The organism is Arcicella sp. GW458-12-2-14-TSB2, assembly GCF_059423785.1.
Genome location: NZ_JBWKYN010000116.1, coordinates 1 through 17,842 on the forward strand (window position 1 = coordinate 1; position 17,842 = coordinate 17,842).

At 35.0% G+C, this 17,842-nt stretch carries 17 protein-coding genes; 12 read left to right on the forward strand and 5 right to left on the reverse strand.

All coding sequences use genetic code 11. The annotated features are described in order from the left end of the window. Nucleotides 1-41 precede the first annotated feature (41 nt). Nucleotides 42-479, reverse strand: a complete 438-nt coding sequence (locus AC07XN_RS16080) for an NUDIX hydrolase (RefSeq protein WP_494743812.1) — start codon at nucleotides 477-479, stop codon at nucleotides 42-44. Between the two features lie 177 nt (nucleotides 480-656). Between AC07XN_RS16080 and AC07XN_RS16085 the strand changes: the two genes are divergently transcribed. From AC07XN_RS16085 to AC07XN_RS16105, 5 genes are all read left to right on the forward strand, one after another. Beyond that, nucleotides 657-1,376: a head GIN domain-containing protein gene (locus tag AC07XN_RS16085; RefSeq protein WP_494743813.1), complete on the forward strand. Its 720-nt coding sequence runs from the start codon at nucleotides 657-659 to the stop codon at nucleotides 1,374-1,376. A gap of 88 nt (nucleotides 1,377-1,464) precedes the next feature. Further along, nucleotides 1,465-2,562 (forward strand): Nif3-like dinuclear metal center hexameric protein, encoded by a 1,098-nt coding sequence (locus tag AC07XN_RS16090; RefSeq protein ID WP_494743814.1) that lies wholly within the window; start codon nucleotides 1,465-1,467, stop codon nucleotides 2,560-2,562. Between the two features lie 132 nt (nucleotides 2,563-2,694). Continuing rightward, nucleotides 2,695-3,453, forward strand: a complete 759-nt coding sequence (locus AC07XN_RS16095) for a zinc ribbon domain-containing protein (protein WP_309912671.1) — start codon at nucleotides 2,695-2,697, stop codon at nucleotides 3,451-3,453. 150 nt (nucleotides 3,454-3,603) lie between these two features. Next, on the forward strand, nucleotides 3,604-5,151 hold the full coding sequence (locus tag AC07XN_RS16100) for a tetratricopeptide repeat protein (RefSeq protein WP_494743815.1): 1,548 nt from the start codon (nucleotides 3,604-3,606) through the stop codon (nucleotides 5,149-5,151). 182 nt (nucleotides 5,152-5,333) lie between these two features. Beyond that, nucleotides 5,334-5,792 (forward strand): hypothetical protein, encoded by a 459-nt coding sequence (locus AC07XN_RS16105; protein ID WP_494743816.1) that lies wholly within the window; start codon nucleotides 5,334-5,336, stop codon nucleotides 5,790-5,792. Between the two features lie 83 nt (nucleotides 5,793-5,875). Here the strand turns inward: AC07XN_RS16105 and AC07XN_RS16110 are convergent, their stop codons facing one another. Beyond that, nucleotides 5,876-7,630 (reverse strand): OmpA family protein, encoded by a 1,755-nt coding sequence (locus AC07XN_RS16110; RefSeq protein ID WP_309912666.1) that lies wholly within the window; start codon nucleotides 7,628-7,630, stop codon nucleotides 5,876-5,878. Beyond that, nucleotides 7,627-8,964, reverse strand: a complete 1,338-nt coding sequence (locus AC07XN_RS16115) for a hypothetical protein (protein WP_494743817.1) — start codon at nucleotides 8,962-8,964, stop codon at nucleotides 7,627-7,629. The genes AC07XN_RS16110 and AC07XN_RS16115 overlap by 4 nt, the downstream gene beginning before the upstream one ends. Nucleotides 8,965-9,073: 109 nt before the next feature. On the opposite strand from AC07XN_RS16115, the gene AC07XN_RS16120 reads away from it, so the two are divergent. The 7 genes from AC07XN_RS16120 (at nucleotide 9,074) to AC07XN_RS16150 (ending at nucleotide 16,811) form a co-directional block, all read left to right on the forward strand. Then, the gene (locus AC07XN_RS16120; RefSeq protein WP_494743818.1) at nucleotides 9,074-9,994 is read left to right on the forward strand and encodes an FkbM family methyltransferase; all 921 of its coding nucleotides are present in this window, start codon (nucleotides 9,074-9,076) and stop codon (nucleotides 9,992-9,994) included. A gap of 9 nt (nucleotides 9,995-10,003) precedes the next feature. Further along, entirely contained in the window at nucleotides 10,004-10,948 is a 945-nt protein-coding gene (locus tag AC07XN_RS16125) for a glycosyltransferase family 2 protein (RefSeq protein WP_494743819.1), read from the forward strand. A gap of 23 nt (nucleotides 10,949-10,971) precedes the next feature. Further along, complete coding sequence (locus AC07XN_RS16130; RefSeq protein WP_309912656.1) at nucleotides 10,972-12,474, forward strand: oligosaccharide flippase family protein; 1,503 nt, start codon at nucleotides 10,972-10,974, stop codon at nucleotides 12,472-12,474. Between the two features lie 124 nt (nucleotides 12,475-12,598). Further along, nucleotides 12,599-13,810 (forward strand): glycosyltransferase, encoded by a 1,212-nt coding sequence (locus tag AC07XN_RS16135; RefSeq protein ID WP_494743820.1) that lies wholly within the window; start codon nucleotides 12,599-12,601, stop codon nucleotides 13,808-13,810. Between the two features lie 175 nt (nucleotides 13,811-13,985). Continuing rightward, complete coding sequence (locus AC07XN_RS16140) at nucleotides 13,986-14,792, forward strand: FkbM family methyltransferase (protein WP_494743821.1); 807 nt, start codon at nucleotides 13,986-13,988, stop codon at nucleotides 14,790-14,792. A 1-nt stretch (nucleotide 14,793) separates the two neighbouring features. After that, complete coding sequence (locus tag AC07XN_RS16145) at nucleotides 14,794-16,056, forward strand: glycosyltransferase family 4 protein (RefSeq protein WP_494743822.1); 1,263 nt, start codon at nucleotides 14,794-14,796, stop codon at nucleotides 16,054-16,056. Next, on the forward strand, nucleotides 16,053-16,811 hold the full coding sequence (locus AC07XN_RS16150) for a glycosyltransferase family 2 protein (protein WP_494743823.1): 759 nt from the start codon (nucleotides 16,053-16,055) through the stop codon (nucleotides 16,809-16,811). The genes AC07XN_RS16145 and AC07XN_RS16150 overlap by 4 nt, the downstream gene beginning before the upstream one ends. Here the strand turns inward: AC07XN_RS16150 and AC07XN_RS16155 are convergent. Further along, nucleotides 16,786-17,220 carry a hypothetical protein gene (locus AC07XN_RS16155; protein ID WP_494743824.1) on the reverse strand — a complete coding sequence of 145 codons (435 nt, stop codon included), beginning with the start codon at nucleotides 17,218-17,220 and terminating at the stop codon, nucleotides 16,786-16,788. The two genes, AC07XN_RS16150 and AC07XN_RS16155, sit on opposite strands and share 26 nt — an antisense overlap. 57 nt (nucleotides 17,221-17,277) lie before the next feature. Further along, a complete protein-coding gene (gene tnpA / locus AC07XN_RS16160; protein WP_309912643.1) occupies nucleotides 17,278-17,703 on the reverse strand; it encodes an IS200/IS605 family transposase in 426 nt (141 codons plus the stop codon). Between the last annotated feature and the right edge of the window lie 139 nt (nucleotides 17,704-17,842).

Genomic DNA, 17,842 nt, shown 5'->3' on the forward strand with positions numbered 1-17,842 from the left:
AAATGACTGCTTTTTCGAAATATTATAGATTAATAAAGCGTCTAATACCATTCTTGGTCTATTCTACCAAGGTATTGTACTACTTTATTTCCTTCTAAAATAATCTGTAAATCCTCCGCTACATTCGGGTACATCGCTAAGTTTTTTAAGGAGGCAATTGGTTGCCAAACAACTTCTAAAGAAGAGGTTTCTTTAGGATTTATAATAGGCGTGCCATCAATAATAGTAGCCTTGAAGACACAATGAAGCACATCCGTTTTTTGCTGAGGTAATATCACTTCGCCTGCTACCAACATTTCTGCTACCGCTATTTGTATGCCTAATTCTTCTTGTAATTCCCTAATAAGGGTATCTGTGAGGGTTTCTCCTGGGTCTACATTTCCACCCGGTAAATTAAACACATCTGTATCACCATAGCGATAACGCATTAATAATACTTTTTCATTTTCAATAATAGCAACACTTGGGCGTACTTTCATAGGGTATATAGTCTAGCTGAATATAATAAATAATAAGGATAAAAATAGTAAGGATAAAAGACGAAAAAGAAAATTAATTCACAATTCACTCAATCACTAACTCACAACTATATAGGGGTTAAAGAATATCTTATTGTCTATACTTCAACAAACATAAAACTTAAACGCTTTATTTATATGAAAACCTCGCAAAAAACTTTAATAATTGCTTTAACGCTATTTATGCTTACTTCGCTTTCGTCGTGTTTTATTCACATAGAAGACCCTCTGCCTGCTTATCGCGAACAACAAGAGTTTTTTTATTTAAAAAACTTTGATCAATTAAAGATGGGAAGTGCATTTCATGTAAATGTTTCCCAAGGGAATAATTATGGAATACAAGCCATTGGTGACGAAGAAGACCTCAATGATTTAGATGTATACGTTCGAAACGGTATTTTGTATGTTGAGTATATAAATTATAGAAGTCGCAGATACAATATGAATATCAATATAACGATGCCAACGTTGAGAAGTGTAGATTTTTATGGAGCATCCAATTCTTACGTTGAAGGATTTTCTGTCAAAAACCTAACTATTTATCTCTCTGGAGCATCTAAACTTGAAACCGACTTGGATGCGCAGAACCTAAATTTTGATGTTTCAGGAGCATCGCAATTGATTATGAAGGGATATGGCGAAAAAATTATCAGCTCAGTTTCTGGGGCATCTCAGGTAAACAATTTCAATTTTATTACAGGTGAACAAACCCTTGATGTTTCGGGCGCAAGTAGAGTAAAAGTAAATGCAATACGTTTTTTGAGGGTAACAGCCTCAGGGGCAAGTAATGTAAGATACCGAGGGACTCCAACGCTTGAAAGAAGTCTTTCTGGTGGAAGTTCTGTCGAAAGAGATTAATTTCTAAACCTAAATTGTAAAAAGGGGCAATATATTGTTGCTCCTTTTCTATTTTTGAGGCTGTATCCAATTTCAATAACACAGACTCATGCCAAGTATCAAAGATATTACTAATTATTTAGAGCAACTCGCACCACTAGCCTACCAAGAAAGCTATGATAATGCAGGTTTAATTGTAGGGTCGCCCGAAACTACTGTTACAGGGATATTGGCTACGCTCGATTGTACCGAAGATATCATCCATGAAGCCATTAAACGTGATTGCAACCTTATCGTAGCGCATCATCCTATTGTTTTTAAAGGGTTGAAACGTTTTAATGGAAAGAATTATGTAGAATGTGCCGTAATGCTGGCTATCAAAAATGACATTGCTATTTATGCTACACATACCAATTTGGATAGTGTAAAAGGCGGTGTAAATTATATGATTGCTGAAAAGTTGGGCTTAGAAAATGTAAGAATCCTTTCGCCAAAAAAGCAAATTTTAAAGAAGTTAGTCACTTTCGTTCCTGTCGAAAATACCAAAGCAGTACTAGAGGCAATTCATACTGCGGGTGCAGGACAAATAGGGGAATATAAAAACTGTAGTTTTTCGACTGAAGGAACGGGAAGATTTACTCCTTCGGGCAGTGCCGACCCATTTATTGGAACCTTGAATGAAGCTGAAGAAGTATCAGAAAATAGGATAGAAGTAATTTTTGATGCACCTCAGGAGTCTCAAATATTGAGAGCTTTAAAAAAAGCACATCCTTATGAAGAAGTAGCTTATTATTTAAGCATTTTAGAAAACGAAAATCAAGAGGTAGGCTCAGGCGTTATTGCAACGTTGCCTGAAAGTTTATTAGAAATTGATTTTTTGACGATGTTAAAAACTAAAATGAATTTGAAAGTGGTGCGTCATACACCATTATTAGGCAAAGCAATTAAGAAAATTGCGCTTTGCGGAGGAGCGGGTGGATTCTTGCTAAGAGATGCTATCCGACAGGGGGCAGACGTGTTTATTACAGCAGATTACAAATATCATGAGTTTTTTGATGCCGAAAATCAAATTATTATCTGCGATATAGGACATTATGAATCAGAAGTTTATACAAAGGAGTTAATTGTTAGGTATTTGTCTGAAAAATTTAGTAATTTTGCGGTTCTCAAAAGTCAGGTCAATACAAACCCTGTACAGTATTTTTGAATTTAGTTATCAGTGATTTGTTATTGGGCCGAATAGATTAATTATCTTTCCGTAAAATCGACGATATTTAGTCTCTTTGCAACAATAACTTAATACCGATAGCGGTTACACAGATAAAACCGAATATAACCAATGGCAGCAGTAGCAACCGAAACAACCATTGCTCAGAAATTAGAAGCTCTTTTGAAGCTTCAAAACATAGATTCAGCCTTGGATGGCATCAAAAAGATGCGTGGCGATTTACCCGAAGAAGTACGTGATTTGGAAGATGAAGTTGCTGGTATTGAAACCCGTATTAGCAAATTCAACAAAGAAATCGCTATTTTGGAAGAAGACATTACAAAAAACCGTAATGCAAAGAAAGAAGCTGAAAAGTTGGTAAATAAATACAAAGACCAACAAATGAATGTGCGTAACAACCGTGAGTATGATGCAATCTCTAAAGAAATTGAATTGCAACAACTTGAAATGGAATTAGCTGATAAGCGTACCCGTGAATTTGAATTCAAGATTTTGAATAAAAAAGATGACGTTTCTGAAACAGAAACTCGTTTGAATACTCGTAAAAAAGACCTTGATGCAAAAAGAAAAGAACTAAGTGTGTTGATTGCAGAAAGCGAAGAAGACGAGCAAAAATTGATGAGTAACCGTGAAAAGGCTGTAAAATTCGTTGAAGAACGTTTATTACGCCCTTATGATAAATTACGTGGGAATTATCCAAATGGTTTAGCGGTTGTTTTAGTAAAACGTGGTGCTTGTGGAGGTTGTTTTAGTGCAGTACCACCACAACGTCAGGCCGATATTAAAGACAAGAAAAGAATAATTGTTTGCGAACACTGCGGACGTATTTTGGCGGATGTTGAAGACATCGTTTTCATTTCTAAAAAATAAGCCCTTAGGTTTGCTATCTAAAAAGCCCGTAACATAGTAGTTATGGGCTTTTTTCATATTCACTAACTAATGATTATTGAGTATAATAGCAGACAAAGCCATTAAATATTATTGAATAAATTTCGTTTGTACAATAATAAACTTATTACAATGATACAAACCTCTTTGAACCTCTCCGATACTTTCTCCAATTGGTTTGCTAAACGTATTTCCAGAACCATTTACCTGTGTTTTGGGATAAGTATATTATTGTTTTCTTTTCAAGGTAAATCATCAGACTTCAATATGAATGCCTCTATGCAAAAGGCGTATTCAGAAATTTTGAAATTGAAGCTTGCCAATGGTAGAAGTATTTTGGCAAACGATAAGACCGTCAATGGAATAAATCCCTATTTGAAGAGTTATGCAGATTTAGTAGAATTAATGATTACGGAAGATAAATCGCTTTATGAAAAATTCATTGATAACCAAGACCAGCGATTGGACTTTATCGAAAGTCTAGACAAGAAATCTCCCTACCAACGTTTTCTAAAAGCAGAAATACACCTACACAGCGCTTTTGTAAAACTAAAATTCGGGCATGAAACCAAAGGCAGTTGGGAAATAATCAAAGCCTACAAGCTTTTGGAAGCCAATGCTAAAGAGTTTCCAGATTTCTTACCCAATCAAAAATCATTAGGCTTATTGCATATTTTAATTGGCTCGACCCCTGAAAATTACCAGTGGGTTATTAAACTAATTGGACTAAAAGGAAATGTGAAATTAGGGTTAAGTGAAATCCAACATGTTATCCAGAAAGACAGTATTTTTAGTGCAGAAGCACAGTTGGTTGATTATATTGTACATGCCTACATTTTAAAATTCAATTCAAAAAAACTCAATGAGTTCCAGCAGTTTATCCATCACCATCAAGACAATTTACTATTTCAGTTTTTGGGCGCTACTACTTTAATGAAAGAAGGTAAAAGCGAGGTAGCATATAATATCCTAGAAAACTGTCCAGAAGGAAACGAATATGTAGCATTTCCTTTTCTGGAATATCTTAAAGCCGATATTTTATTGCAAAAGGGACAATACCAATTAGCATCAAAAGGCTTTCAAAATTTTTTGCCTCGATACAAAGGCTTTAACTTTGTAAAAGATACTTACTATAAAATATTCCTTTGCTATTGGCTTAATAATGAAGATGCGAAAGGAAGAGCTTTTTTAGAGCGAGTGAAGGCTTCTGGAGAAAACATTGTGGAAGCAGACAAAGCCGCTACTAAATTTGCCGAAAATTATTTAGCAGATAACCCTAAAAAACCTATTAGTCAGAAAATACTGATGAAAGCTCGTTTGGCTTGTGATGGTGGTTTTTACGATAAAGCTTTGGCAATTTTAGAAAAATATTCTGAGGGTAATTTTGAACTAATTCAAGACCGAATGGAATTTAACTACCGAAAAGGAAGAATTTTACAGTTATCAAACAATATTCAGCAAGCAATTCCTTTTTATGAACGTACTATTGTATTATCTGAACAGCAGAGCGTATCTTTTGGCGCTAGTTCAGCCTTGCAACTGGGCTATCTTTATCAGGCAAAAGGAGAGAAGCTAAAGGCAAAAAGCTATTTTGAAAAGGCTATATCGTATAAAAAACACGAGTACAAAAATTCTATAGATAACAAAGCAAAAGCCGCTTTGAATGAATTAGGATACTGAGGAGTGGAGTTTGGAATGTGAAAAATTATCCCCGCTGATTTACTGAGATTTCTACGCTGATTTTCACTGATAATGCGTATCTGCGAAAATCAGCGGTTTTAATCTGCAATATCTGCGGGAAAATAAATAGAAAAATAAAACATACTAACAGAATAAATAATCAGAACCTAACAATCGAATTCATGAAACTATTAAAGCTATTTTTAATAATCTTTATTTTACAATTTTTTACTCAAAAAGTTAGTGCACAAGCTATCAGCTATTATCCTTTTAGTAATCAACTTTCTGTGGCTACCAATCCTACAAAAGTTATTTGGATGGATTTCCGTTTTCAGATGAACTCATTTATTTCATCTTTGAATACAGAACCAGCTTTGATGGTTAATCTTGGCTATACTAAAAACACCAATATTTATGCTGGTGGTGGGGTAAACTTAGGCATTGTAGCAGCCCTTGTCGATAATAAAGACGTCGTAAAAGGCTATTTTGGAAGTGTCGGAATGCGTTCGTATCCTTTTGAAAAGACACCTAAAGTAAGCATTAATTTTGAATTAAGCCCTTATGTGAATTATGATGGAACGGCTGGTACTTTTAGGGCATGGTTAGGAGTAGGTTATCACTTCGGAGGAGGCAATAAATAATTTTAAGGTCGGAGGTTGATTAAAATAAAGTCCCTAGCATTATCAAACATGCTAGGGACTTTATTTATAAATAGCGACAACAATTAATTGATTTTAAATTGTACCCTTCTATTTTTTGCTTTATTTTCATCAGTATCATTCGGCACTAGCGGTTGGGTTTCTCCATAGCCTTTGGCGGTCATACGGTCGGCCTTGATACCTTTTGCTGTTAGATAATCAACTACGGCCTTTGCTCTTTTTTCTGAAAGCTTCAAATTAGTATCATCATTTCCAACATCATCAGTATGAGCGGAAATTTCTACTTTAATAGTTTTGTTACCATCCAATAACGTCACCAGACGATCTAATTCTTCGCCTGATTCAGGCTTTAAATCAGCCTTGCCAGTTTCGAAAGTAATATCCTGTAATTGAACTACCACATCTTTCTTCAACACTGCCAACGGCACTTTCTTCAAACGATCGCGGAAAGCATCCACTGTATCAGGCTTGAATGCACGAGAGAAAAAGGCATACCCTAAGGCATTGGCGGCAAATTTATAAGGCTTTCCAATTTCAAGAGTAACACTAGCAATATCCTTATCTACTTTTACCTCTAATAGTTGCTTCGTTTCGGCATCCATTACTTTTACTTTCGGGTCTTTCAGAATAGCCTTCGTATCTTTGTCTAATAATTGGAATTGAAAGACTAATTTCTTTGGAATTAACTCAATATTCTTCTCGATATTATCCGTTTCTTTAGCATTAGTCATATCCATTTTACCACGGTAGGGTAAATAATCAGCCAATGGCGACGTAGTAATGTCATATTTGCTTCCTACACGATAAATAATAGAGAACAATCCGTTGGCATCCACCACCGTATTAATAGCCCTTTCTTTTACATTAGAACTTTTAGAGGTCAACTTGGTAGCGATTGGCTGTTTCGTAATGGCATCTATCACTTTTCCATCAACCGTTACTAGCTTGTATTTTCTGTATTTATCAGGAATCGTTACGGTGTAAATATCACCTGCTGTATGATAATACATTAAATCTCCAGCGGCAGAAACCGAGGCAAATTGGTCATCCTCCTCGGTATTGATGTATTCCAAGTTGATAGGCGTACTCCACGAACCATCATCTTCTTGAAAAGATTGGTACAAGTCAAAGCCACCAACACCTTCTTTACGAACAGAGCTAAAAATCAATGTACGGTTATCAGCCATTATTCTAGGAGCTTTCTCGCAATCCATATTGATGGGTGCTGGGAGTTTCTCGGCTACGCCCCATGTATCATCATCTTGTTTTTTAGATACCCAGATGGTATAACACAAAGCCTTATCCTTTCTTTTAGAAAAATTGTCACGGATAAAATACATTGATTTCCCATCAGACGAAACAGAAGGAAAACCTTCATAAGCTTTGGTATTGATATTAGTACTTACAGGCTTTGGTTCAGACCAATCTGTGCCATTCCATGAAGAAGAATATATGTCCATATCGCCTTGACCGCCTTCAAAAGAGGCAAAGAAATATAAAGTCTTACCATCATAGGTAATAGAAGGACCACCAATCAAATCATTGTCTTTCCCTATTTTGTTGATATTAACGATAGGCTTTGGGGGAGTCCATCTGTTTTTTTCATTTTTTGTGGTATAATACAATTCCCATTTTCCCTCACCAGCACGGTCGGTTTCAAAAATCATTGTTTTGTTGTTTGCGCTGATAGAAGGGGCATATTCATTAAAGGTAGGATGGTTTACAGGAGGACCTAATGAGCGACGTACTTGGGCAAAATTCATAGAGATATTGCACAGTAACAACATCATAGAAAATAGTAATGAGTTAAGACGATTCATTGAAATTTTTGGTTTGGTTGTATGAAACTTTCTAGGCTTAAGGGCAAAATCCATAGATTTAAAAATACCAAATGTGCGGCATATCTGGGCTGGATTTCTAAACAAAAAACATGAATTAAAATATATAAAAAAGCACTGAATAAAGCACAAAATGCGAATACTTCTACTGAATTTAATTGCTTTTTTCTAAACAGTTTAACAAGATAAATGCCGTTACTAAGATAACTGACTAATACAGTAAGCGTTGATAGCATAAAAATGGCCTTGAGTAATAAATTCCAAATGGGATTTGTATTAGGCGGAACGCTTTTCGCAAAAAACCAATAAGAGGTAAAATAAGGTACTAATAAACGCATTACTCGCTGTGGAGATTGACGAATGTTTTCTAGCCAATTTGCTTTTACTCTTTCAATAGCTTTTGGTTTTAATATGGTTCGTAAAGTTTCACCATTCCAGTCAAACGGTTCCGCAATTTTCTTGAATTGGGTAATGTCTTCAGCATTATAGCTTCCTTTGGCTTTGGCATTAAACCCTACATAAATGCTCCAAAGACCATTTTGTGGAGGTTGATAAGCCCATTTCCCCGATATATTGTGATATAAACCTATCGAAACAATTAAGAATACTATAAAGACAAGTACATATTGCCAAAGTGTTGCTTGTATCATTGAAAGTTTCGTTTTTGGACTAAACCACTTTAAGTAAGCTACCCCTATTCCGAAAAAGAGTAAATAATAAAAACTTAGTGGACGAACAAATTGAGCTATTCCAAAAACACAAGCAATTGATAAAAGTAAAAAAGTTATTGGTAAAATACCAAAAGAATTTCCTTTTTGCAAATACTTGATTAATAGAAAATTACCCAACACAAAAAAGAATAAAAAATTAAACTCTGCCGCTAAAAAGCCCATTAAGCTTAGATAGGATACACAGATGGAGAGACTGATGGTTCCAAGGTATTTTATCCATGACAACTGCGTTTTAAAGCTTAGGTGTGTAAGAACAATGGCAATAAGGTATTGGCAAAGGTTAAGTAACTGTATCAGAGAAGGGTTGGATGAATCAAATATACTAAAAACCTTACTTATCAGAAATGGGTGCCCAGGGGCTTGAAAGAAAAGAAACTGTTTAGACATCTTGCCCATTGTTAGATACAAAAGCGCTTCGTCATAATAGTTTTTAAAATCTGATATTTGTGTGTAATGCCAGCAGGTAATCAAACAATAATAAGCGAAAAAAACGAATGAACAAAAGAATATAAAAGGTATAAATGAGGGTGATGAAGATGAAATATTCTTTCCTAAGAAAGGGAATTTAATATTAGAATTTTTCATTCGTTAAATTTGCGAATTAATACAATATTTAGGGTCAAGTAAAATCAAATTTTTGGGGCTATCTTAAAAACTGTAACTTTGCCTTAGATACAATAACCAACCGTAAAAGATGACACAAATTAACAAAAATAGTGTACTGAAAACAATTTATCAGCATATCCCTTTTAAAAGACAACTATTTGAGCTTATCAGAACAGTTTATATTCCTTCAAAATCTGTATATCGTCATCTTTTTTTTGATGGAAAGTTTAAAGTGAAAGTAGAGAATGATAAATTTTTCTACATCAATCATTACAATACTCACGGCTTTATTATTGAAGATGGCTTATTTTGGGTAGGCTTGGGCGTTGGACGTGAAGGATATTCTTTAAGATTATGGACACAGCTATCAAAAACCTCTAAGGTTGTTTTTGATGTGGGTGCTAACACGGGAATGTACTCTTTATTAACAAAAAGTGTAAATCCAAAGGCAGAAGTATTTGGATTTGAACCGGTGAAAAGAACTCATGAAAAGTATGAGGCTAATTGCAAACTGAATAACTATGACGTAAAGGCTGAATGGATGGCCGTTTCCGACTTTACTGGAGAGCTTACATTGTATGATATTCCAGAAGCCAATAACTATAGTGCTACGTTGAACAAAGATTTCTCTGATGTTCGTCATGCCACGCACAAAGACACTCGCTTTGAAGCAAAAGTCAAGGCGACAACCCTAAAGGATTATATAGAAGCAAATAATATCAGTAATATTGATTTGATGAAAGTGGATGTTGAAATGCACGAGCCAGAAGCCTTACGAGGGATGGGTGAGTATTTACAAAAGTTTCAACCTACTTTATTAATCGAAATCTTTACAGATGCGTTGGGTAAACAAGTTCAAGAAATTTTAAAGGGTTGCGACTATTTGTTCTATAGTATCGACGAAGATGGTACAACTACTTTACAAGAAAGTATTATTGCTACAGACGAATCGAACTATTTGATTTGTCGCCCAGAGATTGCTAAAAACTTAGGCTTGTTGAAGGCGTAGTTTAGGAAGATGAAAGCTATCATTCATAAAAATACATGGGTCATTATCGTTCATTATAATGGAATAGAATGGATTGAACGCTGTTTAAGTAGTTTTGATAATAGTGCCTTCAAACAACAAATTATTGTTGTTGATAACAATTCACCTCAGCAAGAAGGAAAAGAATTAATTAAAAAACAATTCCCTCATGTAAAACTGATTGAATTAACTGAAAACATTGGTTTTGGGAGGGCTAACAATCTGGGCATTGAGTATGCCATCGCACAAAATGCTGAATTTGTTTTTTTACTTAATCAAGATGCTTGGCTAATTGAAAATGACTGTATTGAGCGTTTGTTACAAGTAGCAGAGCAACATCTTGACTATGGAATTATTAGTCCTGTACATTACAACTCTACTAAAATAGCTTTGGATGAAGGTTTTGGAATGTACTTGGCAACGTCTAAAAACTGGCGATGGGCTTCAGATACTTTTTTTGATAAAAAGCAGGAAATCTATGAGATTCCATTTATTAATGCAGCTGCTTGGTTATTAAATGTAGATGCCTTTAAGAAAATAGGATTATTCGACCCTGATTTTTTTATGTATGGCGAAGATGTCGACCTTGTCAATCGTACGCTTTTTCATCAATATAAAATCGGCTTTGTTCCAAATGCTAGTATTGTTCATGCCCGTGAAAATCGTTCAAAAAGCATTAATAAAGCAGGGCTTAGTTATTCTGAAAAAATGCAGTTTTACGGACAGTATTTGGCTTTGATTAAAAATGTTCGTTGGGGATTCTTTAAAGCCATGTTGAAATTTCAAGCACTATGGTTAACTAGCATTATAACACAAATTGCTCAGCAATCTTGGAAAAGAAGCTGGCAAATACTCATTATCGGATTGGGTTTGAAGATTAAGTTTATTCAACTCTATTCATCAAGACAAAAGTATAAACGGGGGTTCTCGAAATAACTTTTGTTGTTTAATTTTTTTATATGGGCATCGTCATACGTCAAAGCATCAAAAGTTCAATCGTTACTTACGTCGGAGTAATAATTGGAACGGTCAATGTTTTGTTTCTTTATAATAAATTTTTATCACCTCAGCAATTAGGGTTATATACTGCCTTGATTGGTTTTCCACAGGTATTTGCTGCTTTTTCAAATTTAGGAACGCCTCATGTAGGAGTAAGGTTTTTTAGTAGATTTTCTGACCCTGATAAACAACATAATGGCTTTTTGGGCTATTTACTGCTCGCTCCATTAGTAGGCTTTGTTTTGTTTTTAATGGCTTATGTAGGAGTAAAGAGTGTCTTCCAGTCTGTTTATATGGACAATTCGCCTTTGCTGATTCAATATTATTGGTATTTGCCCTTTATCACCTTTTTCCTTTTATATACCTCTACGTTAGAAACCTACAGTAAAGTACATTTGCGGATTGTAGTACCGACTATCCTCCGAGAAATTTTCCTAAAATCTTCTAATTCAATTTTAGCCTTACTTTTTGGTTTTAAGTTCATTACTTTCGACCAATTGATTAACGGAATTATGTTGGTCTATTGCTTGAATATCTGTTTTCTATTAATTTATATCAAAATCTTAGGTAAGCTTTATCTTCGTTTCGACTTTAGTTTCTTGAAGAAACCAATTTTCAAAGAAATGTATATGTATGGCTTATGGACAATTTTGGGAGGTGCAACAGCAACTATTTTACCTAATATTGAAAAATTGATGCTTCCTGCCTATAAAGGTGGGTTAGATAGTACAGCAATTTTCTTTATAGCCTCAAGCATCGGTATGGTAATAGCTATTCCCAGAAATGCCATTGCTTCTATCAGTGAACCCCTTTTAGCGGAATCTTGGAAGAATAATAATTTAGCACATATTGAAGAAATTTATCAAAAGTCTGCCTTGAACTTATTGATAGTAGGAGGCTTTTTATTTCTTGGTATTTGGACGAATATTGATGAAGTTTTTCAAATTATTCCCAATGCAGCAACATATAGTCAGGGAAAATTTGTCGTGTTGATGGTGGGTTTATATAGTGTTTTCGATATGGCTACGGGACTCAATTCTGAAATTTTAAAAAACTCTCCTTATTATAAATACGACTTTGGGTTTTATATCATTCGCTTTATTGTGCTATTGTTGGTCAACCTTATTTTTATCCCAATTTATAGTTATAATGGTGCGGCCTTGGCGATGTTGGTTTCTGTAGTAGTGTATAATTTGGTGAAGTTTTTCTTTATTAAACACAAGCTCCAATTACAGCCTTTTAGTTTGGCTACCGTCAAAACCATTGTGTTGGGATTACTTACTTACGGCATTACTTTATTGATTCCGAGCTTTGAAGGGGACATTTGGATGAGCTTTGTAAACATTGCCATCAAATCAATTTGTATCACGATTGTTTTTGGCGGAGGAGTTTTATTTTTTAGAATTTCAGAAGATTTAAATAGAACAGTAGAATCTTTGTTTCGTAAAGTGATTGGTAATTAGTAAATAGTGATTAAAAATGGACTTTGTCTGTCTTGTTTTAAATATAAAACAGATAAACTAAATATAGATTTATTGTTAGCACATCTAATCACCAAGTACTAATCACCAATCACTAACCATAAAAATGAAAATATTATTTACTTTCGGTGGCTTGCCACATTATTATAACTTGGTACTCAATCGTTTGAATCGTATTGAAGGACAAGAAATCGTTGTGATTGCTCCTAAAAGTGGTGGAAAGACCGTTGGCTCTGGCGTACATCAAACCTTAGATGGTATCGAATTCAAAGTACATTTCTTAGAAGAATATAAAACACTTTGGGGAAAACCTTTCTTTAAAAACTTTATCGAAACGATTGAAGCCGAACGACCTGACGTAATTGTTACGATCTGGCCATATATCCTAGCTTTTGTGTATAATCCATTCTTGATTTGGAAAATAAGAAGCATGGGAATCAAGTTGATTTTAAAGGAGATTCCATTTAATATCCCCAAATTTAAAGAAGCACTGGGTTATTATGCCAATGGTGGAGTAGCCTCTGAAACGATGCAGACTAATTTAAAACCAAACAGTTTGGCTTTTAAATTAAAATATACTTTGCTAAAATATTCATACAAAAGAGCCTTTAATTTGGTAGATGCTCATGTAGATTATACCGAAGAAGCTTATGAAATATTTGGTAGCTATGGAGTACCCAAAGAGAAGATTTTTGTTATTTATAATTCGCCAGATACCGATTTGATTTTAGCAGACAAGGCTAAAATTGAAGGAATCAATACGGTTTTGCCAGAAAATACTTTACGATTGTTGCATGTGGGTAGATTGGTAAAGTGGAAAAGGGTTGATATGCTTATAGATGTTTTCAAAAGACTCTTAGTACAGTTTCCTACCGCTGAATTAGTCATTGTGGGTACTGGTCCTGAAGAAGAAAATCTTAAACAACAAGCCATTGCACTAGGTATTGAAAAGCAAGTAGTTTTTACGGGTGGTGTTTATAAAATGACAGAACTAGGACAATACTTTAATGCATCTTTAGTGTATGTATTGGCTGGGATGGGCGGTTTGTCAATCAACGATGCTATGTGTTTTGATAAACCAATTGTTTGTGCCGTAGCGGATGGAACAGAAAAGAAATTAGTACGAGATGGCTACAATGGCTATATTTTTGACGATGGGAATGCAGATGATTTATTTGAAAAATTAGCCGTACTTTTGTCAGACCCAGCAAAAACTCGTCAAATGGGACTAAACTCTGGACAAATTATCAGAGATGAAGTCAACATTCATGTAGTAATTAAAAATTACCAAAGAGCGTTTGAAAGCTGTCGGTCTTAAGCTGTTAGCAATCAGGTGTAAGTCGTTGAATTAATTATTGAGTTAATAAATTGCTTTTAACTAATCAGCGAAAATCAGCGGTTTAAATCTCTAAAAATCAGCGGGTAAAAAACTATACACAAAATATCAAAGAAAAGCTGAAAGCCCCAAGCCGACCGCTGATGACCATATTAAAATGTTTGTTTTAAAATACATATTAAAAGGCCCATATCATGCTTTCAGAACACCTGAAAGTCGTGAACTACTCAAGCTTTTCAGAAAGTACGGAGATGTAAAACGCTATGAAGCGCGTGAGATAACTTTTCAAGGGATGACATTTCAAGTGCCAGACTGTATGTCTTTCCTTTTCCAGTTTCAAGAAATTTTTGTTGAGCAGTTTTATAAATTCAATACCTCCTCAGCAAAGCCAGTGATATTAGATTGTGGGGCAAATATTGGTTCGAGCTGTGCATTTTTCAAAAGACAGTATCCCGATGCGAAGATTACGGCTTTTGAAGCAGATGCAAAAATTGCACAAATCTTACAGGCAAATCTCAATAAGAATGGATTTTCAGATATAGAAGTAATTAACAAAGCCGTTTGGATTGACAACGAAGGAATTGAATTTGCTTCTGAAGGCTCGGATGGTGCCTCTATTTATGGTGAAGGAGCTAAAGTAAAAGTAGCATCTTTTCGCTTGAAAGATGTCCTTGAAGCAACACCAAGTGTTGATATGCTGAAAATGGATATTGAAGGAGCAGAAACAGCCGTGTTGAAAGACTGTGCAGATTCGCTAAAGCATGTGAAAAACATCTTTATTGAATATCATGCCTTTCCAGAACAAGCGCAGGAATTAGGAGAAATATTGAATATCATGGCTAACAATGGTTTTAGATACTTTATCAATTCTGCTCAAGACCGCACACAACCTCTCATCAATCATCGTTACAAAGGCAATGATTTAATGGATTTGCAATTAAACATTTTTGGCTATCGTCCATAATATGAAAATCACGATTTTAAGCACATTTGATACTTTTGGCGGAGCATCTATCGCAGCTTCTCGCCTGAACAACGCCTTAAATGGCAATGGCTTATTATCAAAGATGCTTGTACAAGACAAAAAAGGGAATGCCTCTAATGTTGAAACAATAGCCCCCAATTGGTTTTTAAAGAAAGTTGCCCTAGCTAGGTTTGCTTTAGACCGCTATCAGTTTGCTTTGTTCGAAAAATCAAAAGCAGTAAGATTTATCTTCTCTCAGGCAAAGATTGGGGTTGATATTAGTCAACACTCGTTGATTCAAGAGACAGATATTATCCATTTGCATTGGATAAATTTTGGTTTTCTTTCGCTAAGTGCTATCCAAAAACTTATCGAAACTAAAAAGCCTATCGTCTGGACTTTACACGATATGTGGGTTTTTACGGGAGGTTGCCATTATTCAAGAGACTGTCACAATTATGAAAACAGTTGTGGTAATTGTTTTCAATTTCTCAAAAATCCTTCTCCAACTGATCTCTCTCATCAAGTTTGGCAAACCAAACAAAAGATTTTTCAAGATGCCGATATTACTATCGTTGCTTGTAGTGATTGGCTAGCAGACATAGCACGAACAAGTACTTTATTACAAGGAAAAAAGATTTTATCCATTCCCAATCCGATTGATACCAATTTGTTTAAGCCTTCACCTAAAGCTGTAGCACAATCGCATTTTGAATTGGATAGCAATAAGCGATATATCCTTTTTGCTGCTGCAAAAATCAGTGATGTTCGAAAAGGATTTGTCTATTTTAAAGAAGCCTTAGAGATTCTAAAAGAAAAGTATTCGGTTGATAATAACAACACGGAATTAATTATTTTTGGACAAGCCCAAGCATCCGATTTTGACAACCTTCCCTTCAAAGTAAATGTGTTGGGTAAGCTATCAGACTTATCTACAATTGCTTTGGCGTATTCAGCAGCATCGGTTTTTGTGGTTTCGTCCTTAGAAGACAATTTGCCTAATACCATTATGGAATCTATGGCTTGTGCTACGCCCGTAGTTGGTTTTGCCACAGGAGGTATTCCAGAAATGATTACTCACCAAGACAATGGCTATTTAGCCACGTTTAAGTCTGCTGAAGAACTTGCCCAAGGAATTTATTGGACATTGTTTCAAGCTGATTATGTTGCTATTTGCGAAAATGCAAGGCAAAAAGTAGTTGAGCATTATGCCGAAGAAGTAGTTGCCAAACAATACATGGCTTTATACGAATCATTACAATGAAACTAAGTATTATCACGATAACTTATAATGCCGAGAAGTTTCTAACTAGGACAATCGAAAGCATTTTAGCACAAACCAATCAAGATTTTGAGTATATCATCGTAGACGGAAAATCTAAGGATGCTACTTTGGCTATTGCAAAATCTTATGGCGAAAGAGTAAATCTTTTGGTGTCTGAGCCTGATAAAGGTTTGTACGATGCGATGAATAAAGGTCTGCGACTAGCCACAGGCGATTTTGTATGGTTTATGAATGCGGGGGATGAAATTAATGATAGCAAAGTGGTTTCAATTTTTATGCAGGCTTTGGAAGATACTAAGGCAGATGTATTTTACGGAGATACTTATTTTGTAGAAGAGGATGGAAATATTCAAGGTCTACGCTCAGAGATAACCCCTCATTGTTTGCCTAAAAACCTCAAATGGCAAGATATGAATTTGGGTATGTTGGTATGTCATCAAGCTTTTATAGCCCGTAGAAGTATTGCTCCTTTTTACTTAGAAAATAACCTGAGTGCCGATGTTGATTGGGAGATAGAATGTTTAAAAAGAGCTAAAAAAATACAGTATTTAGATACTGTTGTAGCCAAATATTTGGTAGGAGGGATTTCTAACAAGCAATTAAAACGTTCTTTGTTAGACCGCTACGATGTACTCAAAAAACATTTTGGATTATTGGGCGCTGTTTGGGCTCATGTACTCATTACTATTCGCGGAGTAAAATTAATCATTAAAAAGGGAGGGAAGTATTGGTAGGCATTACCAAAAATGTTCTGGCTTCTAAGGATAATACTTCTTCTTTTTGATAAAATAACAAAGCTCTGTCACGGAGAGCATATTCACTGCTTAAAAAGGCATTACAGGTTTCTATTAATGACTTATCTCTACCAAATCTATCTAGGAAAGCATCTACTGTCTTGAGCCAAAACCATGTAAGGGTTTCATGATAACCTCTCTCAAAACTTACAGGTCCCCCCACCGAACTATTGAATAGAATAATCCTTTGACGAACCAATAACATTGCCTGTGTTAGGTTGTATTGGCGCAAGTACCACACGCCCATTGCTAAATGGGCTTCATGCGTCCAAGCATCTGCTGGTAAGGTACAGGTATTAAATTTTTCGATTAGGGTTTCGATGTCGGATTCGGATTGGAAAAGACGCATAGAATTTAAACTTTTTACTGGCGACTGAAGTCGCCAGCTAATAGAAATGAAATATATTTATTCAGCCAGCAAATTAATCATTTCAAAGAATTCATCATCTATATTTTTAACCTTATGATGATTTTCTTGATTAAAAATATATCGTTTTACTTTTCCTACATTTTGTGGACTAACAGAAAATACACCATAGCCATCTTGCCATTGAAAATGATTGTTCACAAATCCAGATTCATTTACCCATTTGGAAGATTCTCCTTTTAAAACTTTGATTATTTCAGCTACTGTTTGAGTCGATTTCATCTTGAAAAGACAGTGTAAATGGTCTTCCACTCCATTGATTATTTCAAGTTGGATGTTTTTATTATGAGCATGGTTTCTGATATGCTCAAATAGTTTGTATCGAAATGATTTGTGTAAACAGGGCTCTCGGTGTTTTGTTGTCCAGACAGTATGGACATAGATATAGATTAGATTTCCTGTCATTGCATATTTTTATTGAGGGTGTATACTTTTATTAGCAAGGCAAATTTCTATTAGCGGGCGACTTATTAAGATTCATGAAATAATCGTTCTTTGAAATTTGGGTAAAACTCATTAAATTTTCGTCAAAATTCATATTTAT